The sequence below is a fragment of the Pseudomonas sp. FFPRI_1 genome, from assembly GCF_055384485.1.
Genome location: NZ_AP029168.1, coordinates 3,427,740 through 3,453,014 on the forward strand (window position 1 = coordinate 3,427,740; position 25,275 = coordinate 3,453,014).

The following is a 25,275-nucleotide window of genomic DNA, read 5'->3' on the forward strand; positions in this document are numbered from 1 at the left end:
GAGTCAGGACCATGCATCACCCCTTGCGTTTTGCCTTGAACCGAATGGTTGCACCGCAGTTGTCACTGCCCGAGTTCCTTGACCTGGCCGTTGCCCTGGAGATCGACGCGATCGAGCTGCGCAACGACCTTGAGGGCCTGGAGATCGAGGACGGCACCGCGCCCGAACAGGTGCGCCAATGGTGCGCCGAGCGCGGCATCAGGGTGCTGTCGATCAACGCGCTGTACCCCTTCGACCTGTGGAACCCCGAGCGCCAGCGGCAATTGCTGCAACTGGTGGCCTACGCCGTGGCTTGCGGCGCCGAGGGGCTGGTGCTGTGCCCGCTCAACGAGGCCGCTGACTCGCGCACCGACGCCCAGCGCGCGGCCGGCCTGGGTCAGGCCCTGGGGCAGATCGCTCCGGTCCTGCGGCGCCATGGCCTGCGCGGCCTGGTCGAACCCCTGGGTTTTGAGCAGAGCGCCCTGCGCTCCAAACGTGTGGCGCTGGAGGCCATGCAGGCCTGCGGCGGGCTGGATGTGCTGCGCTTGGTGCACGATACCTTCCACCACACGCTGGCGGGGCAGCCCGAGCTGTTTGCCGAACTCACCGGGCTGGTGCACATCTCCGGCGTCGAGACGCGGGGCAGCAGCCTGGCCGACCTGCAGGACAGCCACCGGGTGCTGGTGGGCGAGGCAGACGTTCTCGGCAATCCCGAGCAGATCGCCGCGCTGCTCAAGGGCGGCTATGCCGGCTACCTGTCGTTCGAGCCTTTTGCTGCCAGCGTCCATGAGCTGCCGGACATCCGCCAGGCGCTCCAGGCCAGCATCGATCACCTGAAGGCCGCCATTCCAGGCGCCGGGCGGCTCGCAGGGGCATGAGGATCAGAGCCCGCGCCGGCGGTGACGGGGTGCGGGCCTAGCGTGGTTTTTCTTGCAGGGAACAGACATGAGCACGATTCGATTGACCATGGCCCAGGCCCTGGTGAAATTTCTCGACAACCAGTACCTCGAGGTGGATGGGGTTCAGGAGCGCTTCGTCGCCGGGGTCTTCTGCATCTTCGGCCATGGCAACGTACTGGGGCTGGGCCAGGCCCTGCAGCAGGATCCCGGCGGGCTGCAGGTGCATCAGGGGCGCAACGAGCAGGGCATGGCCCACGCCGCCATCGGCTTCGCCAAGCAGCGGCTGCGGCGCCAGGTCTATGCCTGCAGCGCTTCGGTGGGCCCCGGCGCGGCCAATATGCTGACTGCCGCGGCCACCGCCACGGCCAACCGCATTCCCTTGCTGCTGTTGCCCGGGGACGTGTTCGCCAGCCGCCAGCCGGACCCGGTGCTGCAGCAGATCGAGCAGTTCCATGACCTGGGCATCAGCACCAACGATGCCTTCAAGGCGGTGAGCAAGTACTGGGACCGGATCAACCGCCCGGAGCAGTTGATGAGCGCCGCGCTGCAGGCCATGCGGGTACTCGCCGATCCGGCGGAAACCGGCGCGGTGACCCTGGCGCTGCCCCAGGACGTGCAGGCCGAAGCCTATGACTACCCCTTGAGCTTCTTTGCCCGGCGGGTGCATCGCATCGAGCGCCGGCCGCCCACCGAGGCCATGCTGGCTGACGCCGTGGCGCTGCTGCGGGGCAAGCGCAAGCCGCTGCTGATCTGTGGCGGCGGGGTCAAGTACGCCGGGGCCAACCAGGCGCTGCAGGCCTTTGCCGAGCGCTTTGCGATCCCTGTGGCCGAGACCCAGGCCGGCAAGAGCGCGCTGCTCTCCAGCCATCCGTTGAATGTCGGCGGCATCGGCGAAACCGGGTGCCTGGCGGCCAACCTGCTGGCCCGGGAAGCGGACCTGATCATCGGCGTCGGCACCCGCTACAGCGATTTCACCACCTCGTCGAAGTGGTTGTTCCAGCACCCCGAGGTGCGCTTTCTCAACCTCAACGTCAACCCTGGCGATGCCTTGAAGCTCGACGGCGTGCAACTGCTGGCGGATGCCCGGTGCGGCCTCCAGGCCCTGGCCGAGGGCCTGGCGGGCAGCGGTTATGGTGCCGCCTGGGGCGGGCAGGTCGAGGCGGCCAAGGCCCAGCTGGAAGCGGAGGTGGAACGGCTCCATGGCGTGCAGTACCAGGCTGCCGGGTTTGTCCCGGAAGTCGAAGATTCGCTGGACCCTGCCGTGCTGCGCGAGTTCATCGAACTGACCGGATCCTGCCTGACCCAGAGCCAGGTGCTCGGGGTGCTCAACCAGACCCTGGGCGATCAGGCGGTGATCGTTGCCGCCGCCGGCAGCCTGCCCGGCGACCTGCAGCGCAGCTGGCACAGCAAGGGGGTCAACACCTATCACGTGGAGTACGGCTACTCGTGCATGGGCTACGAGATCAGTGCGGCCCTGGGGGTCAAGCTCGCCGAGCCCGAACGCGAGGTCTATGCCCTGGTGGGCGATGGTTCCTACCTGATGCTGCACTCGGAACTGGTCACCTCGATCCAGGAGCGGCGCAAGATCAATGTGGTGCTGCTGGACAACATGGCCTTCGGTTGCATCAACAACCTGCAGCTGGGCCAGGGCCAGGACAGCTTCGCCACGGAATTCCGCTACCGCAACCCGGACAGCGGCCAGCTCGATGGCGGCCTGATCCCGGTGGACTACGCCATGAGCGCCGCGGCCTATGGCTGCAAGACCTATAAGGTCAGCAGCCTCGCGCAATTGCATGAAGCCCTGGCCGATGCCCGGCGCCAGACGGTGTCGACCCTGATCGACATCAAGGTACTGCCCAAGACCATGATCCACGGCTACCTGTCCTGGTGGCACGTGGCGGTGGCCGAGGTTTCCACCAGTGAGCGGGTTGCCGCGGCGGCCCAGCGGATCAACCAGCAATTGGCCAAGGCGCGGCAGTACTGACCGCGCGGGCATCCACCATCACAGGAGTAGGTCCATGTCTTTGCAGCTAGGCGTCATCGGTACCGGGGCCATCGGCCAGGATCACATCCGTCGTTGCAGCCAGACCCTGCGCGGCAGTCGGGTGGTGGCGGTGACCGACATCAACTTGCAACAGGCGGCCAGGGTCGTGGGCGAGCTCGGGCTCGACGCCGAGGTCTACCCGGATGGCCAGGCCCTGATCAGGGCGCCGGAGGTGCAGGCGCTGCTGGTCACATCCTGGGGGCCGAGCCACGAGGAGTTCGTGCTGGCAGCGATTGCCGCCGGCAAGCCGGTGTTCTGCGAAAAGCCCCTGGCGGTGACTGCCGAGGGCTGCCGGCGCATCGTCGAGGCCGAGATCGCCCACGGCCGGCGCCTGGTGCAGGTGGGGTTCATGCGGCCTTACGACGCCGGCTACCAGGCGCTCAAGGCGGTGCTCGACAGCGGGCGGATCGGTGAGCCGCTGATGCTGCACTGCGCCCACCGCAACCCGCGGGTGGGGGAAAACTACCAGACCGGCATGGCCATCACCGACACCCTGATCCATGAACTGGACGTGCTGCGCTGGCTGCTGGGCGACGACTATGTGTCGGTGCAGGTGCTGTTCCCGCGCCAGACCCGCAAGGCCCACGCCCAGTTGCGTGACCCGCAGATCGTGTTGCTGGAGACCGCCAGGGGCACGCGGATCGACGTGGAGATATTCGTCAATTGCCAGTACGGCTACGACATCCAGTGTGAAGTGGTGGGCGAGAGCGGCATTGCCCGCCTGCCGGAGCCGTCCCAGGTGCAGTTGCGCAGCGAGGCCAAGCTGTCCAACGCGATCCTGATGGACTGGAAAGACCGCTTCATTGCCGCCTATGACGTCGAGCTGCAGGCCTTTATCGACAGCGTGCAGGCCGGGCAGGTGGGGGGGCCGTCGGCCTGGGACGGCTTTGCCGCGGCGGTGGCCGCCGATGCCTGCATCCAGGCTCAGGAGAGCGGGGCGATTGTCCCGGTGCACCTGCCCCAACGCCCGGCTTTCTACGGTTGAGGTGCCGTCCCTCGGCCGAGGGCTGCGGTTTGCGGGCCTGCCTTCCCGGCATTGCGAGGAAGGCCAGGCACCATGGGCGCAGCCGTCACTGCAAGGAGAGGTCATGCGGATAGGACTGGTGGGATACGGCCATGGCGGCCGGTTTTTTCATGCACCGCTGCTGGCCAGCCTGGCCGGCGCCACGCTGGTGGGGGTGGTGACCCGCGACCCCGGGCGCCGACGTTTGCTGGCCGAGGATCACCCCGCGGTAATGGCGTTCGACAGCCTTGGGCAACTGGTGCAGGCGGGGGTTGATGTGCTGGTGATTTCCACACCGTTGGAGGGCCGCCCGGCGCTGGTGCTGGAGGCCATCGAGCGCGGTGTGGCGGTGGTCAGCGACAAGCCCTTTGCCAGCGATGCGCACCAGGCGCGACGGATGATCGACGCCGCCGCCCGGCGCCAGGTGCCCTTGGCGGTGTACATGAACCGGCGCTGGGACGCGGATTTTCTGACCCTGCGCACGCTGCTTGCGCGCGGCACCCTGGGGCGCATCAGCCGTTTCGAATCACGCATCGAGCGCTATGTGCCGCAGCAGGCCGCCAGCCCCAGTGGCGGCGGTTTCCTGCGGGACCTCGGCAGCCACCTGGTGGACCAGGCCTTGCTGCTGTTCGGCCCGGTGGCGCGGGTTTATGCCGAGCTGCAGTACTGCGGCCCGGAACCGTCCCTGGACGATGGCTTCTTTGTCTCCCTGAGCCACGTCAATGGCGTGGTTTCACACCTGGCGGGCAGTGGCCTGCAAAACAGCCCGGGTCCGCGTTTTCGCCTCACCGGCAGTGCCGGCTGCTACACCGTGGACGGCCTCGACGGCCAGGAGCAGGCGCTGCTGGCCGGTTTGTCGCCGGCCAGCGAAGGCGAGCACTGGGGCGTGGAGGAGCATCGGCGCTGGGGCTGGTTCGAGCAGGGCAGCGAACGCCAGCGGGTGCCATCCGAGCGCGGCGCCTGGCCGTGCTTCTATCGGCAACTGCTGGAGGCGCTGCAGGGGCGCGGCGAGGTGCCGGTGACGGCCGCCGAAGCCCTGGCCACCACCCGGGTGCTGGACGCCGCGAGGCGCAGTGCGCTGCACCGCCAGGTGGTGGAAATGGCCGGGTTTGGCGAGGCTGAAAAGGAAATAGAATAAAATTCTAAAATGAGTTGATATGGAAATTATTTTCCAATAAAGTCGTTTCCAGGTTGCCGACTATCAAGGTTTCCAGGCCCTTCAAGCCGCGCTTGAAGACTTGAGAACCAACCAACAAGAACAAACAGGTGCCGTCGATGAAAACCTTTCGCTGTGTTGTGCAACGGCTGTCCCGCGCACATGCCCTCTCATTTCGCGAGCTGCCTCGCGTTCTCTGGTCCTCCTGCTGGTTGTCCATGCTCGGTTGCTTGTGCGTCGAGCACCGGGGAACCCTGCTGTGCTGCATGCCCGGTGCTCCCATCCTGTACTCGCCGGCCTGAGGCGCGGCGGCGGCTCATCCATGAAAACCAACAAGAATGATGGAGAAAGACCCTTGATGACTATCCAGACCCGAGTGGTTTCCCTGGCCCTGGCGCTGATGCTGTTCAGCGGCGCGGCGCTGGCCCAGGTGAGAATCGGCGTGAGCATGTCGCAGTTCGACGACACCTGGCTGACCTACCTGCGCGAGTCCATGGACCAGAAGGCCAAGGCCATGCCCGACGCAGTCCAGCTGCAATTCGAGGACGCCCGCAGCGACGTGGTCAAGCAACTGAGCCAGGTGGAAAGCTTCATCAGCCAGAAGGTCGACGCCATCGTGGTCAACCCGGTGGACACCGCCGCCACCCGCAAGATCACCGAGGCGGCGGTCAAGGCCGGGATTCCCCTGGTCTACGTCAACCGCCGCCCCGATGACCTGAACCTGCCCAAGGGCGTGGTCACCGTGGCCTCCGACGACCTGGAGGCGGGCAAGATGCAGATGCAGTACCTGGCCGAGAAAATGGGCGGCAAGGGCAGCATCGTGATTCTCCTTGGCGACCTGGCGAACAACTCCACGGCCAATCGCACCAAGGGCGTCAAGGAGGTGCTGGCCCAGTACCCGGGAATCAAGATCGACCAGGAGCAGACCGGGGTCTGGCTGCGGGACAAGGGCATGACCCTGGTCAACGACTGGCTGACCCAGGGCCGCCAGTTCAATGCGGTGGTGGCCAACAACGATGAGATGGCCATTGGCGCAGCCATGGCCCTGAACCAGGCGGGAGTGGCCAAGGGCAGTGTGCTGATCGCCGGGGTCGACGGCACGCCTGACGGGTTGCGGGCGGTGCAGCGCGGCGAACTGGCGGTGTCGGTGTTCCAGGATGCCAAGGGCCAGGCCGAGGGCTCGGTGGAGACCGCGGTGAAGATGGTCAAGCAGCAACCGGTGGAGGCGGCGGTGTGGATTCCCTATCGCCTGATCACCCCGGAAAACGTCGCCCAGTTCAAATAGCCGGCCTGTCCTTCAACCTTCATCACGCTGGCCGGGCGGCCTCGATGCCCGGCTGCCGGAGTCGCCGATCATGAACGCTGCTTCGAGTCTTGCCCATCCGGGGCCGCTGTCCGCGGCGCCGGTGACCGGGCCATATCTGTTGGAAGTGATCAACGTCAGCAAGGGCTTTCCCGGGGTGGTGGCCCTGTCCGAGGTGCAACTGCGGGTGCGCCCCGGCACGGTGCTGGCGCTGATGGGGGAGAACGGTGCCGGCAAGTCGACGCTGATGAAGATCATCGCCGGCATCTACTCGCCCGACTCCGGCGAGCTGCGGCTCAAGGGCCGCCCGGTGGTTTTCGGCTCGCCGCTGGCGGCCTTGCAGGCAGGCATCGCGATGATTCACCAGGAGCTCAACCTGATGCCTCACATGAGCATCGCCGAGAACATCTGGATCGGCCGTGAACCGCTCAACAGCCTGCGCATGATCGACCACCGGGGCATGCACCAGCGCACCAGTGCCTTGCTTGCGCGCCTGCGCATCGACCTGGACCCGCAAGAGCTGGTGGGCAGCCTGAGCATCGCTGAACGGCAGATGGTGGAGATCGCCAAGGCGGTGTCCTACGACTCCGACGTGCTGATCATGGACGAGCCGACCTCGGCCATCACCGACAAGGAGGTGACGCACCTGTTCTCGATCATTGCCGACCTCAAGGCCCAGGGTAAGGGCATCATCTACATCACCCACAAGATGAACGAAGTGTTTGCCATCGCCGATGAAGTGGCGGTGCTGCGCGACGGCGCCTACATCGGCCTGCAACGGGCCGACAGCCTGGACGGCGACAGCCTGATCTCGATGATGGTGGGGCGTGAGCTGAGCCAGCTGTTTCCGGTGCGTGAGCAACCCATCGGCGAATGCCTGCTGAAAGTCCGCGACCTGCGCCTGGACGGGGTGTTCGACGGCGTGTCGTTCGACCTGCACGCCGGGGAAATCCTCGGCATCGCCGGGCTCATGGGCTCGGGCCGGACCAACGTCGCGGAGACCCTGTTCGGCATCACCCCCAGCGATGGCGGGCAGGTGCACCTCGACGGCCAGGTGCTGCATATCCGCGAACCCCACATGGCCATCAGCCAGGGCTTTGCCCTGCTGACCGAGGACCGTCGGCTCAGCGGCCTGTTTCCCTGCCTGTCGGTCCTGGAAAACATGGAGGTGGCGGTGCTGCCCCATTACGCCGGTGGTGGCTTCGTCCGGCACAAGGCCTTGCGCGCCCTGTGCGAAGACATGTGCCGCAAGCTGCGGGTCAAGACCCCGTCCCTGGAGCAGTGCATCGACACCCTGTCCGGCGGCAATCAACAGAAGGCGCTGCTGGCGCGCTGGCTGATGACCCAGCCACGGATCCTGATCCTCGACGAGCCGACCCGGGGCATCGACGTCGGGGCCAAGGCCGAGATCTACCGCTTGATCGCCAGCCTCGCCGAGGAAGGCATGGCGGTGATCATGATTTCTTCGGAACTGTCCGAGGTCCTGGGCATGAGCGACCGGGTCATGGTCATGCACGAGGGCCAACTGATGGGCACCCTGGACCGTTGCGAGGCGACCCAGGAGCGGGTCATGCAACTGGCCTCGGGCCTGGACCGGGTGCACTAGACATTCAACCGATGGGCGCCGCAGCGGGGTGATTCGCGCCGGTGGCGGCCTTGATCAAGGTGGACGGGTTATGAACGCAATTTTGCAAAACAAACCGGCAGTGGCGACGCACAAGCGCCGTCGGCGGCTGCCCAGTGAACTGAGCATCCTCCTGGTATTGATCGGCATCGCTCTGGTGTTCGAGCTGTTCGGCTGGATCGTTCGCGACCAGAGCTTCCTGCTCAACTCCCAGCGCCTGGTGCTGATGATCCTCCAGGTGTCGGTGATCGGCCTGTTGGCCATCGGCGTGACCCAGGTGATCATCACCACCGGCATCGACCTGTCGTCCGGCTCGGTGCTGGCCTTGTCGGCGATGATCGCCGCGAGCCTGGCCCAGACCTCGGACTTCAGCCGCGCGGTGTTCCCTTCACTGACCGACCTGCCGGTGTGGATCCCGGTGCTGGCCGGGCTCGGCGTCGGCCTGCTGGCGGGGGCCATCAACGGCAGCGTGATTGCCCTGACCGGCATTCCACCCTTTATTGCCACCCTGGGGATGATGGTTTCGGCCCGGGGCCTGGCGCGCTACTACACCCAGGGCCAGCCGGTGAGCATGCTGTCCGACTCCTACACGGCGATCGGGCATGGGGCGATGCCGGTGGTGATCTTCCTGGTGGTGGCGGTGATCTTCCACATCGCCCTGCGCTATACCCGGTACGGCAAGTACACCTACGCCATTGGCGGCAACATGCAGGCGGCGCGCACCTCGGGGATCAACGTCAAGCGCCACCTGGTGATCGTCTACAGCATCGCCGGGCTGCTGGCGGGGCTGGCCGGGGTGGTGGCCTCGGCGCGGGCGGCCACGGGGCAGGCCGGGATGGGCATGTCCTACGAACTGGATGCCATCGCCGCTGCGGTGATCGGAGGCACCAGCCTGGCCGGCGGGGTGGGGCGCATCACTGGCACGGTGATCGGTGCGCTGATCCTCGGGGTCATGGCCAGCGGCTTCACCTTCGTCGGCGTCGATGCCTATATCCAGGACATCATCAAGGGCTTGATCATTGTCGCGGCGGTGGTCATCGACCAGTACCGCAACAAGCGCAAGCTCAAACGCTGAAACCTTTCATTGGCGCTTGCAAAACGCCTGGGAAATACGCTCTATTGCACCGCTGCACAGGCAGCAATCCGCTGCGCGGCACTGCCGTTTGTCTTCTAACAGACCTGCGCATATGGAATTTTTTGTTATAAACGCACTCCGATAGACGCCACCAAAGCCCGCAATTGCGGGCTTTGCCAGCTTTGTCGGACAGATTGACTGTCATTTCAGTTGCTGCGCCCTCAAACCGGCCTTAGACTGCCGCCCCTCGTAAATTGAGTGCCGGGTGGCGCTTGGAAGGTATGGCGCCTTTCTGATGACCTGACGGGTCAACCGGAAACAGTTTGAATTCGCCTTAATGCACGTATTTTTTATAGAGAAATCAATGACCAAGGAAAAGTTGCTGGCCATGCCGGCGGATGACTACATGAATGCCGAGCAGCACGCTTTTTTCAGCGATCTGTTGCAAGCCATGAAGGTGGAAACCCACGAGCGCATCGAACAGAACCGGATCGCCATTGAAAGCCTGGACACCCCGGCTGACCCGGCCGACGCTGCTTCTGTCGAAGAAGAGCGCACCTGGTTGGTCAACGCCATTGATCGCGACCAGCGCATGCTGCCGCAACTGGAGCAGGCCCTGGGCCGGATCAGCGACGACAGCTTTGGCTGGTGCGACGACAGCGGCGAGCCGATCGGCCTCAAGCGCCTGCTGATCAGCCCGACCACCAAGTACTGCATCGAAGCCCAAGAGCGCCACGAGCAGATCGACAAGCATCAGCGTCAGGCCTGATAACAGCAGCTTCAGGTTGCAAGCTTCAAGCGGCAAGAGGGGCATCGGGCCAATGAGTTTCCCAGATCGCCTTCCTCAGATCGGATCTGATCCACACGCTTGAAGCATCGCCAGTCCGGGCGCAAGGAGCGCGCCCACCGCCCCCATCTCCAACTCCCCCCGCTTGCTTGCCGCTACAAACTTGCCGCTTGCCGCTGCTTTTCATTGATCTCCTGCAACCCCCGCCTTCCCAGACCCATGAATAATGCCCGGCACACAATGCTTGCTGCTTGTGGCTCGACGCTTGCCGCTGCTTTTTTTCCTACTAATGGACCATGGATAATGGCCTTCTAGTGGCGTCTAATGCTGGCAAACAATTAGAACGAAATGGGGTGACCCCGATGTCAAGAGAAGGATCTCTAGCGGTGCCTGTCGCGCAACCGCTGGCAGCACCCGCTGCCGCCCGTTGGTGGGCGCCGTCGCTGCAGAGCGCGGCGTTGATGGGGTTGTTCAGTGCCCAGGCGCTGGGCGGCTGGTCGCTGTATGTGTGCCTGCCCCTGGCGGTGCTGGTGGTCTGGTTGCCGCGGCTGCGCACCCGCAAGGTGCCGGCGGCGCCTGTGGCCAGCGCGGACAACGAGCTTTCCAGCCTGACCCGCGACCTGTCCTACAGCACCACCCATAACGCGCTGTCGGCGGCGGGGGTGGCCTATTCGGTGACCCAGTTGGCCAGCAAGCTGCAATCGCAACTGGACGCGGCGGCGCGCATCGTCGGCAACGCTCAGGTGATGATCAAGACCGAACAGGCCACCTCGCAGCTCAGCCAGCAGGCCCTGGGGGCCGCCAGCGAGGCCCATGCCAGCAGCGCCGAAGGGCGTACGGTGCTGGGCGAGTCGATCAACCGCATGCATTCGCTGAGCCAGCGGGCCAATGGCAGCCGCGAGCTGATCGAGGCCCTGAGCCAGCGCAGCGAGGAAATCCAGCGGGTGACCCTGGTGATCCAGTCCATTGCCAGCCAGACCAATCTGCTGGCCCTGAACGCCGCGATCGAGGCAGCCCGGGCCGGGGAACACGGTCGCGGTTTTGCGGTGGTCGCCGACGAGGTGCGCGGGCTGGCCGGACGCACGGCCACCGCCACCGATGAGGTCGGGGTGATGGTGGCGGATATCCAGCAACGCACCAGTGATGTGGTGGAGCAGATCCGCCAGCTATCGGACGACCTCAATCTGGGGGTCGAGCAGGTGGAACACACCGGCCGTCACCTGGATAACATCGCCCGTCTGGCGGCGGGCGTGGAAGAGCAGGTCAGCGAGATCGCCCGCGGCGCCGAGACCAATCGCGAGCAACTGGACAGCCTGTTCCATGCCGTGGAGCAGATGCGCAGCGACCTGGCGGTCAGCGACCAGCAGACCCGTCGCCTGGCCGAGGCCGCGGTGCAGATGGAAGGGCAGGCGGAAACCATCAGCGAACGCCTGGCCGTGGTCGGGCTGGACGACTATCACCAGCGCATCTATGACCTGGCTCGCGAAGGCGCGCGGCGCATCGCCGAGCAGTTCGAGGCGGACCTGGAGCAGAACCGCATCAGCCTCGACGACCTGTTCGACCGGCACTACCAGGTGATCGCCAATACCGACCCGGCCAAGTACCAGACCCGCTTCGACCGCTACACCGATCAGGTGCTGCCGCCGATCCAGGAATCGCTGTTGCCACGCCATGACGGCCTGGTGTTCGCCATTGCCTGCACCCAGGAAGGGTACGTGCCGACCCACAACACGGTGTTCTCCCAGCCACTGACCGGTGACCCGCAGGTCGACAATCTGCACAACCGCAGCAAGCGCAAGTTCTCCGACCGCACCGGCATCCGTTGTGGCAGCCACCAGCAACCGCTGTTGCTGCAGACCTACACCCGGGATACCGGTGAACTGATGCACGACCTGTCGGTGCCGATCATGGTCCGTGGCCGGCACTGGGGTGGCCTGCGCCTGGGCTATAAACCCGAGCAGGCGCCACCGCGCAGCACCGCCTGAAGACGCGATTGTTACCAGGCAGGTAACGCTGCTGTGCACAAACCGCCTGTTTCAGGAGCGCCGAAGTGATTAGTATGCCGATATCGTTAGGCAGCTAACTAATTCGCCGAGGAGGCTCCATGCACAGCAAAGTCGATGTGGCAGTGATGATAGGCAGTGGCGTACCGAGTGCGCTGCGGGCCCTGGGGCGCAAGGCGTGCTGGGTGGTGCTGGTCAATGGCGAGCAGCGCGGCACCGCCTTTGCCAGCCGCAGCGAAGCCGAGGAGTGCCGGCAGGCCTGGCAGGAACAATTGGCGCAGTGCCAACCTGGCCAGCAGCCCCTCAAGCATTCTGCCTAGCCTGCCTGGTGCAGGCGCAGGTTGAGTTCATCGACCACCGGTGCCCAATCGGCATCTGCCTGCAGTTGCTGTTTGAGGAAGGCCGCTTGGGGCGCGCTCCAGAACGGGGCATCCACCAGCTTGCGGTCTTCGCCCAGGGGCGAATGCCGGGCAATGAAGGCCTCAATCGCGGCCGGGCTCGAATCCAGGCCCAGTTGGTCGAACAGGCCTTCGAGGGTATGGGTCGGTGCTTGCATGCTGATCTCCTGGCTTGATGGGGCAACCCAATCGTTGCCTCTGAGCATCTGAGGCACTGGCGACGTGCAAGTTCGATCGCAGTGGGCGGGGCACGGCAGGGGAAAGAGGGGGAGGCGCGGTGCGGGGGCAGGGCGTGCAGGCGAGTCACTGGCTGCAAGCTTATCGTCATGATGCGCTTGAGCGGATCTCGCCTGGGTCGCGGTCGCGCCGCCGGGTCCTTGGCGAGCGCGTCAGGCAATCAGGCGTTCAGGGCGCCCTGGTCGATGGCCAGCTTGAGGGCCTTGGCGGATTCCCGGGCCGCCGTCATGGCTTCTTCAGCGGTCTTGAACCAGCGATCGCGTTCCACCTGGTGGAAGGTGATCTGGGTCAGTGGGGGTTTGGCGCGCATGGCAATCACGGCTTGGAACTCGCCTTCGACTTCTCTGCACTCGCCACGAATGAAAAACTCGCCAATATCTAGTTCGGTCACTTCTAGCCTTCCCTTGGAGATGAGTGAGTGCTGAACCTGTGCCAGGGGCCCAGGCCCAACCAATGGCAGAGTATGGCAGTTGTTGCGTGGCGGCGGGCTGAGTTATGTCATCTGGACTCCAGGCGGAGATTATTCTGATGATCTACGTGGAAACTTCTTGTGATGGACTTCAACAATACAGGCCACAGTTGCAGAGTATGTGTGGGGGTAATAAGGGACGTTCGAGCGGCGACTCCGGGCAACGTTACCTGTTGCAGTGCAAGAGTGACCTTTGTATCAATGCTCGAGTGTGCCGAGGTCGATCGCTTTAAATAGTCGAAATGCACTAAGTTGCTCTAGAATTGCCTCTGCAACCCGAAGCGGCTGTCGATTGTTGGACGCATGACCCGGGGGCCTCCAGGCCTGGAGCCTGTTTCTGCCCTCGTCCCGGATGTCGCGCCGCCACGCTTTGCAGGGTTCCAGAGCCTACTCCTCAAGCCTTCGACATCTGCCTGGTGCATCGGCGAAATGCCCCTTGCTCAGTGCCGGTACCAGCGCCGTGGCCGGGAGTGCCAGGTTCATTTGTGTGTTTTTTAGGTCAGTGATTGAGGTGACCACGCCGTCATGGCGGTTTTTTTGTGCTGTCCGTTTTTCCTCGGGCGGCACCATTTTGAGTATCGGGGAGTGTTCCTTGGCAGTAAGTAATCTTGAAATGCATGCGTTGTTCGTTTTGGGCGATTTGCGCGCAAAGCTGGTCAAACAGTTCCAATCCCGTTTTGTCTACATCACCGAACAATCCGCCGAAGGCTTCTACATCGCCGAGATCGATACCGAGACGGCACTGGTGGTGGACGACAAGCCGCGCCTGGAGCTCAAGGTCGGCGATCATTTTCGCGCAGCGGTGTTGCCCAGCCGGGAAGGCGGCAAGCTGGAGATCCGCTTTCGCGAGATCAAGCTGACGGTCTACGGCCTGGGGGACTATGCCTTTGTCAGCAGCCCGCAGGGGCAGGGGATCGTGTTCCGGGAAGGGCATTCGGTGGTGATGGTTTTCGCCGCCAATGAGCAACTGCAGGAAGGCTTGAGCAAGACCCTGAAGGCGGTGGCCAGCAAGGCCGCGAAATTCCGCAAGGGCGAACTGGTGAGCTTCAAGGCCAGCGAGTGATGAGCCAGAGTCGCGCCGAATTTCACCAGATGCACCAGCAGGCGGCCTGCGACGAGGCCCAGCGCCTGTTCGCCAGCAAGGCCCAATTGCAGGGGGCCTGGCTGAACTGGGTGGCCGCCCAGTTGTACAACCTGCGCCCGGCGGCCTACGCCAGCATGGTGCGCCGCGAGTTGCAGCGGCTGCAGGAGCCGGCGGATCCCTGAAGGCCGGCCTGGGATGATCCAGGATTGCAAATGCGGAACCTCTACTACAGTCAGTTGACTTAAAGCTTCAGGGGCCTTGCGTGAGTCACGGCAAGACCCGTTGCCCCGTCCCGACTGCAAGAGGTGTATCCCGATGAAAGGATTTCGAGCGCTGCTGGCCGGCAGCCTGTTGACCCTGGCCGCCTTGAGTACGCCTCAGGCGGCAGGAGCGGCGCCGCAGCCGATTCACTTCGCCGACTTGAACTGGGAAAGCGGCAGCCTGATCAGCGAGATCCTGCGGGTGATCGTCGAGCGTGGCTACGGCTTGCCCACCGACACCTTGCCCGGCACCACCATCACCCTGGAAACCGCCCTGGCCAACAACGACATCCAAGTGATCGGTGAAGAGTGGGCCGGCCGCAGCCCTGTCTGGGTCAAGGCCGAGGCCGAAGGCAAGGTGGTGGCCCTGGGGGACACGGTCAAGGGCGCCACCGAAGGCTGGTGGGTGCCGGAATACGTGATCAAGGGCGATCCGGCCAGGGGCATCAAGGCCCTGGCGCCGGAGCTGCGCAGCGTGACCGACCTGGCGCGCTACAAGGAGGTGTTCAAGGACCCGGAGAACCCGAGCAAGGGCCGCTTCCTCAACAGCCCGATCGGCTGGACCTCGGAAATCGTCAACCAGCAGAAGCTCAAGGCCTATGGCCTGCAGGACAGCTACGTGAATTTCCGCAGCGGTTCCGGCGCGGCCCTGGACGCCGAGATCAGCTCGTCGATCCGCCGTGGCAAACCGATCCTGTTCTATTACTGGTCGCCCACGCCCTTGCTCGGGCGCTACAAGCTGGTGCAGTTGGAGGAGCCGCCTTTCGACGCCGAGGCCTGGAAGACCCTGACCGACGCCGACCACCCCAACCCGCGCCCGAGCCGCTCCCTGGCCTCGAAGCTGTCGATTGGCGTGTCCGCGCCGTTCCAGAAGCAGTACCCGCAGCTGGTGGCCTTTTTCAACCAGGTCGACTTGCCCATCGATCCCCTGAACCAGGCCCTGGCACAGATGAGTGAAAACCACAGCGCCCCTCGTGACGCGGCCCAGGCCTTCCTCAAGCAGCACCCAGACCTCTGGCGCAACTGGTTGCCCGAGGACATCGCCGCCAAAGTCGCCGCCTCCCTGCCGTAGGCGCCGGCTTGCCAGCGAACAGGCCCGCGCGACATGCGCGAGCCCCGGAGCTTCGCTGGCAAGCCAGCTCCTACGTTCGCCCTGACACCCCGCGATCTCCCCGTAGGAGCCGGCTTGCCGGCGAACTGGCCCGCGTGACAGGCGCGAGCCCCGAAGCTTCGCTGGCAAGCCAGCTCCTACGTTCGCCCTGACACCCCGAGATAATCCCGTAGGAGCCGGCTTGCCGGCGAAGAGGCCCGCCTGACATGCGCGAGCCCCGGAGCTTCGCTGGCAAGCCAGCTCCTACGCTCGCCCTGACACCCCGCGATAATCCCGTAGGAGCCGGCTTGCCGGCGAACTGGCCCGCGTGACAGGCGCGAGCCCCGGAGCTTCGCTGGCAAGCCAGCTCCGACGCTCGCCCAGACACCCCGCGATAATCCCGTAGGAGCCGGCTTGCCGGCGAACAGGCCCGCGCGACATGCGCGAGCCCCGAAGCTTCGCTGGCAAGCCAGCTCCTACGTTCGTCCTGACACCCCGCGATGTCCCCGTAGGAGCCGGCTTGCCGGCGAACCGGCCCGCAAGCCATGCGCCAGCCCCTACGCGCGCAGCCGGATCAGAAGCGGGTCTGCACCGCCAGTTCGAAGGTGCGTGGCGTACCCAGGTAATAAGCCGGCGATACATGGGCGAACTTGCCATAGGTCTCGTTGGTCAGGTTGCGCACCCGGCCGGTGATGCTGGTGTGGCTGTCGACCTGGTAGCGCAGGAAGCTGCCATACAGGGTGTAGGCGGGCAGGGTCAGGGTATTGGCGTTGTCGGCGTACACCGAAGCCACGTAGCGCGCATCGACCCCGGTCTGCCAGCTCGGGGCCAGGTCGTAGGTCAGCCACAGGTTGGCCACCCGCCGCGGGACGTTGGTCGGGGTGTTGCCCTTGCGCGAGACCACCGCGCCGCTGGCGACTTTCTCGTTGAACTCGCCGTACTCGGCATCCACCCAGGCGAAGTTGGTCTCGGCCAGCAGCTTGGGGGTGATGCGCAGGGAGCTGGCCAGTTCGATGCCCTTCGAGGTCTGCTGACCCACCGGCAGGCTGTTGGCCGGGTCCAGTGGATCGGTCACGGCGAAGTCCTTGCGCTCGATGCGGTAGGCCGCCAGGGTCGCCGTGCCGCGTCCATCCAGGTAGTCGAACTTGCTCCCCACTTCCCATTGCTTGCCGGTGGACACCTCGAAGTTCTGCGGGCCGCTGGGCTGTTCGGCGGCCGTGCTGTACTGCACGTAGACATTGGCACTGGGGAGGAACTGCCAGGTCAGCCCGAGGCGTCCGGTGACCGGCTCCCAACTGCGTTTCAGGTGGCGTGGATTGCTGGCGGTGACCAGCCGATGGTTGGTCACGTCCAGGTCGATGGCGTCGTAGCGCAGGCCGCTGAGCAGTGACAGTTCATCGCTCAGGGCCAGGCGATTCTCGATGAACAGCGCCCGGGTGGTGACCTGGTTGGTCTTGTCCTTGACCCAGCCCTGGCGCGTGCCCGGCAGGCCGTAGAAATACCCGGGCTGGAAGTTGTCCGGGTCGACGCTGTTCCTGGCCGGTACGTTCGCTGGCGAGTTAGTGCTGCTGTTGACCTTGTATTCGAAGCCTGTGGACCAGGTGGTGTCGAGGCCCAGCAGCCGGTCCTCGTGGCGCAGTTCGAACTGGTTGCCGCTCTGCGCGCCCTGGTGCCGTACCAGGTAGGCGGTGGAGCGGTCCACCCGGCTGTTGTCGGCGTTGTACTGGTAGGTCTCCAGGTTGCGGTAGTCGCGCTGGCTGTCCAGGTGGTAGAGGGTGTTGCGCAAGCTGGTGTCGGGGCTGATCCGGTAGTCGATGATCGAGCGCAGCCACACCGTGCGCTGTTCATACAGGCCGTCGGCGACGTTGTAGTTGTTGAAGCGGTTGTGCCGGTCGATCTTCATCTCGCCGGCCTTGGGGTTGCGCACCGGGGTGCCCCAGTAGGGGCTGTCCTCGTGCTCGTCCTGGTATTCCAGCGCCAGGGTGTGGGACAGGTCCGGGGTCAGGTCGCTGAGCAGGGAGAACGCCAGGCTCCAGGCGTCGCGCTGCTGGCGGTCGATGTAACCGTTGCTGGTGTTGTGACTGACATCCAGGCGCGCGTAGTGCTGGGTCTCGGCGCCGGCGGGGCTCAACCGATGGTTGACCCCGAAAGCGCTCTGGGTGGTGTCGTAGCTGCCGTAGCTGAGCAGGCCCTCGGCGGCCTGGTCGCGCCGCTCGGCGAGCTTGGTCACGTAGTTCAGCGAGCCGCCCACGGAGCCGGCGCCATTGATCAGCGACGAAGGCCCGCCCACCAGTTCCACCCGGTCGTAGATCCAGGCGTCCACCGGCCTTGCCAGGCCGGTGGCGACATTGATGCCGTTGAACATCTGGGTGATCTGGCTGCTGGTGAAGCCCCGGTAGGAGATGAATCCGCCGAAGCCCGGCGGGGCGCTGGCATTGACCCCGGGCAGGGTGTTGGCGGCGTCCTGGAAGGTCTGGGCACCACGGCGCTCGATGTCCTGGCGATTGGCCACGGCCACCGAGGCCGGCGTCTCGCGCAGGCTCAGGCCGAGGCGCGAGGCCATGCCGCTGGATTGCTCCAGGGACAGGCCGGGCTCGGCGTCCGGTTCTTCGGCGCCAATGGTGGTGGGGGCCAGTTCGAGGCCCGCTTGGCCCCAGGCATTGACGGACAGGCAGCCCAGCAGGCTGGCCAGCAAAGGTAGGTGTTTCATCGGTGCATCCTGAATTCTTGGCTAGGAAAGGGCCCACGAACGCGCGCCGCGCAAAAGGCGCAGTGGGCAGGTTGAGCTCGAGCAAGAATCAGGCGAGGGGCGGTGCCCGGGGATGGGCCGTGGGCCAGGTAAAGCGGGCGGGAAGGTGAGGCTGGGCCTGGGCCGCCACTGGCGGCGCCTGGGGCTGCGGCAGCAGCGCCAGGTTGACGCTGGAGTTGAGCGCCGGGCCCATGCCACCGCTGGAGCACAGCGGGCAGCCAAAGGCCTTGGACAGGGTCGGCAGGGAGCCCTGGTCGGCGGGTTGCTGCAGCGGCGCCTGGGTGTTGGGATCAACGCTGCAGAACTGCCCGCCGATGCCGTTGAGCTGCATGCCCAGCATCTGCCCGTGGCCGATGCTGCAGGCGAACACGTTGAACAGGACGCAGCAGTAGAGCATCCAGGCAACGAGCGAGCGATCGGAACGGGCGAATTTCATGGGGCGGCACTTTACCATCGACGGCGACGAACGTACTTACAAAAACGAGCAATCGGGTCCATTCTTCAGCGACATTTTCTACACGGACGTCTGAACATGAATCTTCTGCTCGCACAGGGGGTGGCCGGCATTTTCCTGATGACCAGCCTGATCCATCTGTACTGGGCCGCTGGCGGCAAACGTGGCAGTGATGCGGTGATACCCGAGGTGCCGGGACCGGTTCCCGGCCAGACCCAGCCGGCGTTCCGGCCCCCGACCTTGGCCACGCTGCTGGTGGCGGTGGGGCTGCTGCTGGTGGCGATGCTGGTGTGCCTGCGGGTCGGGCTCTACTTGCCGACGGTGACCCACCCCTCGCTGCAGTGGGTGATCAGCGGCATTGCCCTGCTGATGTTCGCCCGGGCCATTGGCGACTCCGAGCTGGTGGGTTTTTTCAAAGAAGTGCGGGACTCGAGATTCGCCCGCCTCGACACTCTGTTCTATTCCCCCCTGTGTGTGGTGCTGGGGGCCGGGCTGCTGGTGCTGGCCTGGGCCTGAGGCCATTACGCGGGCCGTGACGGCCCGCTGCAGGCGCTGCAAAACCGCCTTAGTTACCGGCCTCCCGGCGCTTGCTGCTGACCTCCGCCGGTACGTCGTCGCCGGCCATGCGCTTGCGAAACAGCGCCGCCCGGGCCAGCAGCAGGGTGGTTACCGGCACGGTGATCGACAGCAGCACCGGGATCAGCCACGCATGCAGCACCGGGCTGGACTTGAGCGCCGAAAAATACAGGATCGAGGCCAGGGCCACGCTCCACGAACCCATGGTCGAGGCCAGGGCCGGCGGATGCATGCGCTGGAAATAACTCTTCATGCGCAGGATGCCCAAGGCACCGATCAGGGCGAACAGGCTGCTGATCAGCAACAGCAGGGCCACCAGGACCTCCACCCACAGTGGCAGTTGTTCCAGGCTGTTCATTCGATCACCTCGCCACGCAAGAGGAATTTGGCCAGGGCGAACGAGCCGACGAACCCGAACAGGGCAATCAGCAGCGCCGCCTCGAAGTAGGTGTCACTGGCATAGCGGATGCCCAGCACCAGCATCATCAGCATCGCCAGGATGTACAGGTAGTCCAGGGCCAGGACCCGGTCCTGGGCCGAGGGGCCCTTGAACAGGCGCACCAGGGTCAGGACCATGGCCAGGGAAAACAGGAACAGGCTGAGCAGGATCGCGTTGGTCAGCAGCACGCTCATTCGAAGATCTCCATCAGCGGGCGCTCGTAGGTGGCCTTGAAGTGCTGGATGAACTGCGCCTCGTCCTCCAGGTTGAACACGTGCAGCAACAGGATGCTGCGGTCCAGGGACAGTTCCGACCAGACCGTGCCCGGTACCACCGTGGTGATGGTCGACAAGGCCGCCAGGCCGTTGGCATCGCGCAGGTCCAGGGGGATCTTGACGAAGGCCGAGCGCATTGGGCGCCGGCCTTCGTTGAGCACTCCCCAGGCCACCAGCAGGTTCGACACCAGCACATCGCGGCCCACCAGCAGGAACAGGCGCAGGATGGTCCAGGGCCGGCGGATGCGGATCGGCAGTGGCCGCAGCGGGCGCATCAGCAGCGGCGCGAGAAAGCCCAGCAGGCCCCCCAGCAGCAGGTTGCCGGGGCTGAGGGAGAGGTTCAGCACCAGCCACAGCAGCCACAGCGCCAGGGACAGGAAGGGGGCGGGGAACAGCCGCTTCATGGTTGCACCTCCACAGACAGCGCGGCCTTGGCCTCGGGGCCGAGCACCGTACGGGTGCCCAGCACCGCCATCACGTAATGCTCGGGGTGGTTGAGGCTGTCGGCGGTGGCCTGGGTGAAGCGCAGCAGCGGCTCGGCCTTGAAGGTCAGCAGGATGCAGAGCCCCAGCAGGACCACGATCGGCACGCATTCCAGACGCCGCAGGACCGGCGACGGCCGCTCCTCCGGGCTCCAGAAGCGCTGGATGCCCACGCGGGCGAAGGCAATCAGCGAGGCCAGGCCGGAGAGGATCAGCAACGCCAGCAGGCACCAGGCGGCCACCGGGATCGGTGCCTCGGCACTGCTGCCCAGGCCCAGGGGGTTGAGCAGGGCGGCGATCAGGTTGAGCTTGCCGATGAACCCCGAGAGCGGCGGCATGCCGATGATCAGCAGTGCGCAGGCAATGAAGCTCAAGCCGAGGAAGGCCATGGTCCAGGGGATCACCTGGCCGACCACCACCTTCTGTTCGTCGTCGAGGTTGCTGCCCCGGGGCGGATGCAGGGACTCCAGGGGCGCCGGGAGGATTTCGCCTTCGTCTTCCAGGGGCAGTTCATTGGCCGAGCGCGAACGCTCGATCAATTCCGCCAGGAGGAACAGCGCGCACAGCGCCAGGGTCGAGCTGAACAGGTAGAACAGCGCCGCGCCGGTGAGGGCCGGCTGGGCGAAGCCGATCACCGAGATCAGGATGCCCGCCGAGACCAGGATGCTCAGGCTGGCCATGCGTTCCAGGCGCTGGGCGGGGAGGATCGCCAGGGCCGCGCAGAAGATCGTCGCCAGGCCGCCGTACACCAGCCACTGGCTGCCGAAATACGCCGAGGCCCCGGCTTGCCCGGAGAACAGCAGGGTCCACAGGCGCAGCACGGTATAGACCCCGACCTTGGTCATGATGGCGAACAGCGCCGCCACCGGCGCACTGGCCGAGGAGTAGGCCGGCACCAGCCAGAAGTTCAGCGGCCACATCCCGGCCTTGGCCAGGAAGGCGATGGCCAGGATCGCCGTGCCGGCATGCAGCAGGCCGCGATCGGCTTCCGGCACCAGGGGGATCTTCATTGCCAGGTCGGCCATGTTCAGGGTCCCGGTGACCCCGTAGATCATTGCCGTGCCGATCAGGAACAGCGACGAGGCCAGCAGGTTGATGGTGATGTAGTGCAGCCCCGAAGACACCCGCGCCCGTCCCGAGCCGTGCAGCATCAGGCCGTAGGAGGCCGCCAGCAGCACTTCGAAGAACACGAACAGGTTGAACAGGTCGGCGGTGAGGAAGGCGCCGTAGAGGCCCATCAACTGGATCTGGAACAGCGCGTGGAAGCTGGCCCCGGCGCCGTCCCAGCGGGCCATGGCGAACAGCAGCGCGCTGACCCCGATGATTCCGGTGAGCACCATCATCAGCGCCGACAGGCGATCGACCACCAGGACGATGCCAAAGGGCACCTGCCAGTTGCTCGGCAGGTACACGCCGAAAGAGCCGGTGGCGCCCTGGGCCTGGGTCCAGTACAGCAGGTAGCAGGCCAGGGCCAGCCCCAGCAGGCTGGAGAACAGGTTGATCCGGGCCTTGAGCGGGCGGTGCTTTTCCCCCAGCAGCAACATGATCGCCGCGGTCAGCAGCGGCAGGAGGATGGGCGCGACTATCAGGTGCGACAACAGACTCATTCCTTGGGCTCCCGGCCGTCGACGTGGTCGGTGCCGGTCAGGCCCCGGGAGGCCAGGAGCACCACCAGGAACAGTGCGGTCATGGCGAAGCTGATGACGATGGCGGTGAGCACCAGCGCCTGGGGCAGCGGGTCGGTGTAGTGCAGCAGGTCCTGGGGCACGCCGTCCTTGACGATCGGCTCCTTGCCGATGAACAGGCTGCCCATGCTGAAGATGAACAGGTTGACCGCGTAGGACAGCAGGCACAGGCCCATCACCACCTGGAAGGTCCGGGGCCGCAGCACCAGCCAGACCCCGGAGGCGGCGAGGACGCCAATGGCGATTGCGATGACTTCTTCCATCAGGCGGCTCCGCTCTTGATCAGGGATTTGGATTGGCTGGCCGGCTTGTGGGCCCGCACCGACTGGTGCGCCAGGGCCGTGAGGATCAGCAGCGTTGCCCCCAGCACCACGGCATACACGCCGATGTCGAAGAACAAGGCGCTGGCGATATGGATATCACCGAACAGCGGCAGGTCCACGTGCAGGGTGTGGGTGGTGAGGAACGGGTAGCCCCAGAACAGCGCGCCGAGGCCGGTGGCCAGGGCGAACAGCAGCCCGGTGCCCATCCAGCGCAGCGGCCGCAGGCTCATCTGCGCCTCGACCCACTGGGTGCCGGCCACCATGTACTGGAGAATGAAGGCCACCGACATCACCAGCCCGGCGACGAAACCGCCGCCCGGCAGGTTGTGCCCGCGCATGAACAGGTAGAAGGACACCACCAGGGCGATCGGCAGCAGCAGGCGCACCAGCACCGCCGGCACCATCATGAAGCCCAGGGCGGTGTCGCTGGCCTGGCGCGGGTTGACCAGGTCGGTGACCACGTCCGGTGCCAGCAGGCGCTGCTGCGCCGGCAATTGCATGCTTTCCTTGGGCGGGCGGAAGCGCCGCAGCAGGGCGAACACGGTCAGTGCCACCGCGGCCAGCACAGTGATCTCGCCCAGGGTGTCGAAGCTGCGGAAGTCCACCAGGGTCACGTTGACCACGTTGGTGCCGCCGCCTTCGGGCAGGGCCCGGCTGAGGTAGAACGAGGAGATGTCGTTGGGCGTCGGGCGGGTCAGCATGGCGTAGGACAGCAGCGCCATGCCCACGCCCACGGCGATCGACAGGCTCAGGTCGCGCAGGCGACGGATCCGCGCCTTGGGCAGGCTGCTGGGCAGCGGCGAGACTTCTTCGATCCGCCGGGGCAGCCAGCGCAGGCCGAGGAGGATCAGCACCGTGGTCACCACCTCCACCACCAACTGGGTCAGGGCCAGGTCCGGGGCCGAGAACCAGACGAAGGTCACGCAGGTCATCAGCCCGCAGACGCTGACCATGGTCAGGGCCGCGAGACGGTGGTACTTGGCCTGCCAGGCGGCGCCCAGGGCGCAGGCGATGGCCAGCAGCCAGAAGGTCACGAAGACGATTGAACCGGGGATCTTCGGCCGGTCGCCCCAGGTCAGGCTGCTGTAGAGCATGGGGATCAGGCCGGCCACCACGGCCGCCAGCACCAGCAGGAACAACTGGCTCTGCAGGCGCTTGGTGCTCAGTTGCCGTTCCAGGCGCCGGGCCAGGCGCATGCTGCTCACCAGGCTGCGTTCGAACAGGCGCTTGCCGTTGAAGCGACCCACCCCCGGCGGATAGGCGAAGCGCCCCAGGACCAGCGGCTTGCGCAGCAGCAGGTAGAGGACGATGCCGCAGGACATGGCGATCAGGCTCATGATCATCGGCGCGTTGAGGCCGTGCCAGATGGCCAGGCTGTATTCGGGCAGGGTGCCACCCACCACCGGCAGTGCGGCGGCGGCCAGCAGCGGGCCGATGATCTGTGCCGGGAAGATCCCCACCAGCAGGCAGGTAAACACCAGCAGCTCCACCGGGGCGCGCATCCAGCGCGGCGGCTCGTGGGGCGTATGGGGCAGGTCGGTGGCCGGCTCGCCGAAGAACACATCGACGGTGAAGCGCAGGGCATAGGCGACGCTGAAGGTGCCGGCGATGGTGGCGATCACCGGCAGGGCGATCTCGACCCAGGCGCTGGAGTTGATGAACACGGTTTCGGCGAAGAACATTTCCTTGGACAAGAAGCCGTTGAGCAACGGCACCCCGGCCATGGAGGCGCTGGCAACCATGGCCAGGGTCGCGGTGTAGGGCATCAGCTTGATCAGGCCGTTGAGCTTGCGGATGTCGCGGCTGCCGCTTTCGTGGTCGATGATCCCCGCGGCCATGAACAGCGAGGCCTTGAAGGTGGCGTGGTTGAGGATATGGAACACCGCCGCCACGGCCGCCAGCGGGCTGTTCAGGCCCAGCAGCAGGGTGATCAGACCCAGGTGGCTGATGGTGGAGTAGGCCAGCAGGCCCTTGAGATCGTTCTGGAACATGGCGCAGTAGGCGCCCAGCACCAGGGTGCAGGCCCCGGCGCCGCTGACGATCCAGAACCATTCTTCACTGCCCGACAGCGACGGCCACAGGCGAGCCAGGAGGAACACCCCGGCCTTGACCATGGTCGCCGAGTGCAGATAGGCCGAGACCGGTGTCGGTGCGGCCATGGCGTGGGGCAGCCAGAAGTGGAAGGGGAACTGCGCGCTCTTGCTCAAGGCACCGAGCAGAATCAGGGGTAACAGGATCGGGTAGAGGGCGTGGGCCCTGATCGTGTCGCCGGCAGCTAGTACCTGATCCAGGTCGTAGCTGCCGACCACATGGCCGAGCAGCATGACCCCCGCCAGCAGGCACAATCCCCCGGCCCCGGTGACCATCAGCGCCATGTAGGCGCCGCGCCGGGCATCGGAGCGGTGGTGCCAGTAGCCGATCAGCAGGAACGAGAAAAGACTGGTCAGCTCCCAGAAAAACACGATCTGGATCAGGTTGCCGGAGATCACCAGGCCCAGCATGGCCCCCATGAACGCGAGGAGAAACGCGAAGAAGCGCGGCACCGGATCCTGGGCCGACATGTAATAGCGTGCGTACAGCGACACCAGCGTGCCGATGCCCAGCACCAGCAGGGAAAACAGCCAGGCGAAACCGTCCAGGCGCAGCACGAAGTTCAGCCCCAGGCTCGGCAGCCAGGCATACTCCTCGCGAATCACTCCGCCATCGGCGATCTGCGGGTACAGCAGGGCCACCTGGACGGTGCCGACCAGGGCCACCAGGCCCGCCAGCAGGGATTCGGTATTGCGTGCGTTGTGCGGCAACAGGGCCGCCAGACAGCTGCCTATGAATGGCAGAAGCAGTAGAACTATCAGGGACATAGGCTTCTAATCTGCGGAAAAGT

The 25,275-nt window shown here is 65.4% G+C and carries 24 protein-coding genes; 14 read left to right on the plus strand and 10 right to left on the minus strand.

Annotated features, from left to right (window positions below; all coding sequences use genetic code 11):
• The first annotated feature begins 11 nt into the window (after window positions 1-11).
• The 10 genes from ACZ5BO_RS15320 to ACZ5BO_RS15365 all read left to right on the plus strand — a co-directional run bounded on the left by ACZ5BO_RS15320 (window position 12) and on the right by ACZ5BO_RS15365 (window position 12,193).
• Entirely contained in the window at window positions 12-857 is an 846-nt protein-coding gene (locus tag ACZ5BO_RS15320) for a TIM barrel protein (protein ID WP_464700791.1), read from the plus strand.
• 67 nt (window positions 858-924) lie between these two features.
• Window positions 925-2,862 (plus strand): 3D-(3,5/4)-trihydroxycyclohexane-1,2-dione acylhydrolase (decyclizing), encoded by a 1,938-nt coding sequence (gene iolD, locus ACZ5BO_RS15325; protein ID WP_464700793.1) that lies wholly within the window; start codon window positions 925-927, stop codon window positions 2,860-2,862.
• A 34-nt stretch (window positions 2,863-2,896) separates the two neighbouring features.
• The gene (gene iolG / locus ACZ5BO_RS15330) at window positions 2,897-3,907 is read left to right on the plus strand and encodes a bifunctional inositol 2-dehydrogenase/D-chiro-inositol 1-dehydrogenase (RefSeq protein ID WP_464700795.1); all 1,011 of its coding nucleotides are present in this window, start codon (window positions 2,897-2,899) and stop codon (window positions 3,905-3,907) included.
• 103 nt (window positions 3,908-4,010) lie between these two features.
• Window positions 4,011-5,063, plus strand: a complete 1,053-nt coding sequence (locus ACZ5BO_RS15335; RefSeq protein ID WP_025128157.1) for a Gfo/Idh/MocA family protein — start codon at window positions 4,011-4,013, stop codon at window positions 5,061-5,063.
• 376 nt (window positions 5,064-5,439) lie between these two features.
• Complete coding sequence (locus ACZ5BO_RS15340) at window positions 5,440-6,366, plus strand: sugar ABC transporter substrate-binding protein (protein WP_025128159.1); 927 nt, start codon at window positions 5,440-5,442, stop codon at window positions 6,364-6,366.
• 70 nt (window positions 6,367-6,436) lie between these two features.
• Window positions 6,437-7,990, plus strand: coding sequence for a sugar ABC transporter ATP-binding protein (locus ACZ5BO_RS15345; protein ID WP_464700797.1), 1,554 nt, complete (start codon window positions 6,437-6,439; stop codon window positions 7,988-7,990).
• A gap of 70 nt (window positions 7,991-8,060) precedes the next feature.
• Window positions 8,061-9,083 (plus strand): ABC transporter permease, encoded by a 1,023-nt coding sequence (locus ACZ5BO_RS15350; protein WP_464700799.1) that lies wholly within the window; start codon window positions 8,061-8,063, stop codon window positions 9,081-9,083.
• 364 nt (window positions 9,084-9,447) lie between these two features.
• Window positions 9,448-9,852, plus strand: coding sequence for a TraR/DksA family transcriptional regulator (locus tag ACZ5BO_RS15355; protein WP_011060892.1), 405 nt, complete (start codon window positions 9,448-9,450; stop codon window positions 9,850-9,852).
• Between the two features lie 764 nt (window positions 9,853-10,616).
• Window positions 10,617-11,855, plus strand: a complete 1,239-nt coding sequence (locus tag ACZ5BO_RS15360) for a methyl-accepting chemotaxis protein (RefSeq protein ID WP_464701280.1) — start codon at window positions 10,617-10,619, stop codon at window positions 11,853-11,855.
• Between the two features lie 119 nt (window positions 11,856-11,974).
• Window positions 11,975-12,193, plus strand: coding sequence for a hypothetical protein (locus ACZ5BO_RS15365; protein WP_029978304.1), 219 nt, complete (start codon window positions 11,975-11,977; stop codon window positions 12,191-12,193).
• Here ACZ5BO_RS15365 and ACZ5BO_RS15370 read toward each other — a convergent pair.
• Window positions 12,190-12,429 carry a DUF2789 domain-containing protein gene (locus ACZ5BO_RS15370; protein WP_025128163.1) on the minus strand — a complete coding sequence of 80 codons (240 nt, stop codon included), beginning with the start codon at window positions 12,427-12,429 and terminating at the stop codon, window positions 12,190-12,192. The two genes, ACZ5BO_RS15365 and ACZ5BO_RS15370, sit on opposite strands and share 4 nt — an antisense overlap.
• A gap of 239 nt (window positions 12,430-12,668) precedes the next feature.
• Entirely contained in the window at window positions 12,669-12,899 is a 231-nt protein-coding gene (locus tag ACZ5BO_RS15375; protein ID WP_025128164.1) for a hypothetical protein, read from the minus strand.
• 670 nt (window positions 12,900-13,569) lie between these two features.
• Here ACZ5BO_RS15375 and ACZ5BO_RS15380 point away from each other — a divergent pair.
• The 3 genes from ACZ5BO_RS15380 to ACZ5BO_RS15390 all read left to right on the plus strand — a co-directional run bounded on the left by ACZ5BO_RS15380 (window position 13,570) and on the right by ACZ5BO_RS15390 (window position 15,393).
• Window positions 13,570-14,040 (plus strand): hypothetical protein, encoded by a 471-nt coding sequence (locus tag ACZ5BO_RS15380; protein WP_025128165.1) that lies wholly within the window; start codon window positions 13,570-13,572, stop codon window positions 14,038-14,040.
• The gene (locus tag ACZ5BO_RS15385; protein ID WP_464700803.1) at window positions 14,040-14,243 is read left to right on the plus strand and encodes a hypothetical protein; all 204 of its coding nucleotides are present in this window, start codon (window positions 14,040-14,042) and stop codon (window positions 14,241-14,243) included. Before ACZ5BO_RS15380 ends, ACZ5BO_RS15385 begins: the two co-directional genes overlap by 1 nt.
• A gap of 133 nt (window positions 14,244-14,376) precedes the next feature.
• Window positions 14,377-15,393 carry an ABC transporter substrate-binding protein gene (locus ACZ5BO_RS15390; protein WP_025128167.1) on the plus strand — a complete coding sequence of 339 codons (1,017 nt, stop codon included), beginning with the start codon at window positions 14,377-14,379 and terminating at the stop codon, window positions 15,391-15,393.
• Between the two features lie 592 nt (window positions 15,394-15,985).
• On the opposite strand, the gene ACZ5BO_RS15395 is transcribed toward ACZ5BO_RS15390, so the two are convergent.
• Both ACZ5BO_RS15395 and ACZ5BO_RS15400 read right to left on the minus strand, forming a co-directional pair.
• Window positions 15,986-18,121, minus strand: coding sequence for a TonB-dependent receptor (locus tag ACZ5BO_RS15395; protein WP_464700805.1), 2,136 nt, complete (start codon window positions 18,119-18,121; stop codon window positions 15,986-15,988).
• An 88-nt stretch (window positions 18,122-18,209) separates the two neighbouring features.
• Entirely contained in the window at window positions 18,210-18,596 is a 387-nt protein-coding gene (locus tag ACZ5BO_RS15400; protein ID WP_025128169.1) for a DUF2946 domain-containing protein, read from the minus strand.
• 96 nt (window positions 18,597-18,692) lie between these two features.
• Here ACZ5BO_RS15400 and ACZ5BO_RS15405 point away from each other — a divergent pair, with 96 nt between their 5' ends.
• Window positions 18,693-19,130, plus strand: coding sequence for a DUF3995 domain-containing protein (locus ACZ5BO_RS15405; protein WP_025128170.1), 438 nt, complete (start codon window positions 18,693-18,695; stop codon window positions 19,128-19,130).
• A 49-nt stretch (window positions 19,131-19,179) separates the two neighbouring features.
• Here the strand turns inward: ACZ5BO_RS15405 and ACZ5BO_RS15410 are convergent, their stop codons facing one another.
• From ACZ5BO_RS15410 to ACZ5BO_RS15435, 6 genes are read right to left on the minus strand one after another with little or no spacing between them, the layout of a single operon-like run.
• Window positions 19,180-19,548 carry a Na+/H+ antiporter subunit G gene (locus ACZ5BO_RS15410; protein WP_025128171.1) on the minus strand — a complete coding sequence of 123 codons (369 nt, stop codon included), beginning with the start codon at window positions 19,546-19,548 and terminating at the stop codon, window positions 19,180-19,182.
• Entirely contained in the window at window positions 19,545-19,823 is a 279-nt protein-coding gene (locus ACZ5BO_RS15415; RefSeq protein ID WP_016962858.1) for a K+/H+ antiporter subunit F, read from the minus strand. Before ACZ5BO_RS15415 ends, ACZ5BO_RS15410 begins: the two co-directional genes overlap by 4 nt.
• Window positions 19,820-20,308 (minus strand): Na+/H+ antiporter subunit E, encoded by a 489-nt coding sequence (locus ACZ5BO_RS15420; protein ID WP_025128172.1) that lies wholly within the window; start codon window positions 20,306-20,308, stop codon window positions 19,820-19,822. Before ACZ5BO_RS15420 ends, ACZ5BO_RS15415 begins: the two co-directional genes overlap by 4 nt.
• A complete protein-coding gene (locus ACZ5BO_RS15425) occupies window positions 20,305-21,993 on the minus strand; it encodes a monovalent cation/H+ antiporter subunit D (protein ID WP_464700809.1) in 1,689 nt (562 codons plus the stop codon). Before ACZ5BO_RS15425 ends, ACZ5BO_RS15420 begins: the two co-directional genes overlap by 4 nt.
• Entirely contained in the window at window positions 21,990-22,334 is a 345-nt protein-coding gene (locus ACZ5BO_RS15430; protein WP_011060906.1) for a Na+/H+ antiporter subunit C, read from the minus strand. The genes ACZ5BO_RS15425 and ACZ5BO_RS15430 overlap by 4 nt, the downstream gene beginning before the upstream one ends.
• Window positions 22,334-25,252, minus strand: coding sequence for a monovalent cation/H+ antiporter subunit A (locus tag ACZ5BO_RS15435; protein ID WP_464700812.1), 2,919 nt, complete (start codon window positions 25,250-25,252; stop codon window positions 22,334-22,336). The genes ACZ5BO_RS15430 and ACZ5BO_RS15435 overlap by 1 nt, the downstream gene beginning before the upstream one ends.
• Between the last annotated feature and the right edge of the window lie 23 nt (window positions 25,253-25,275).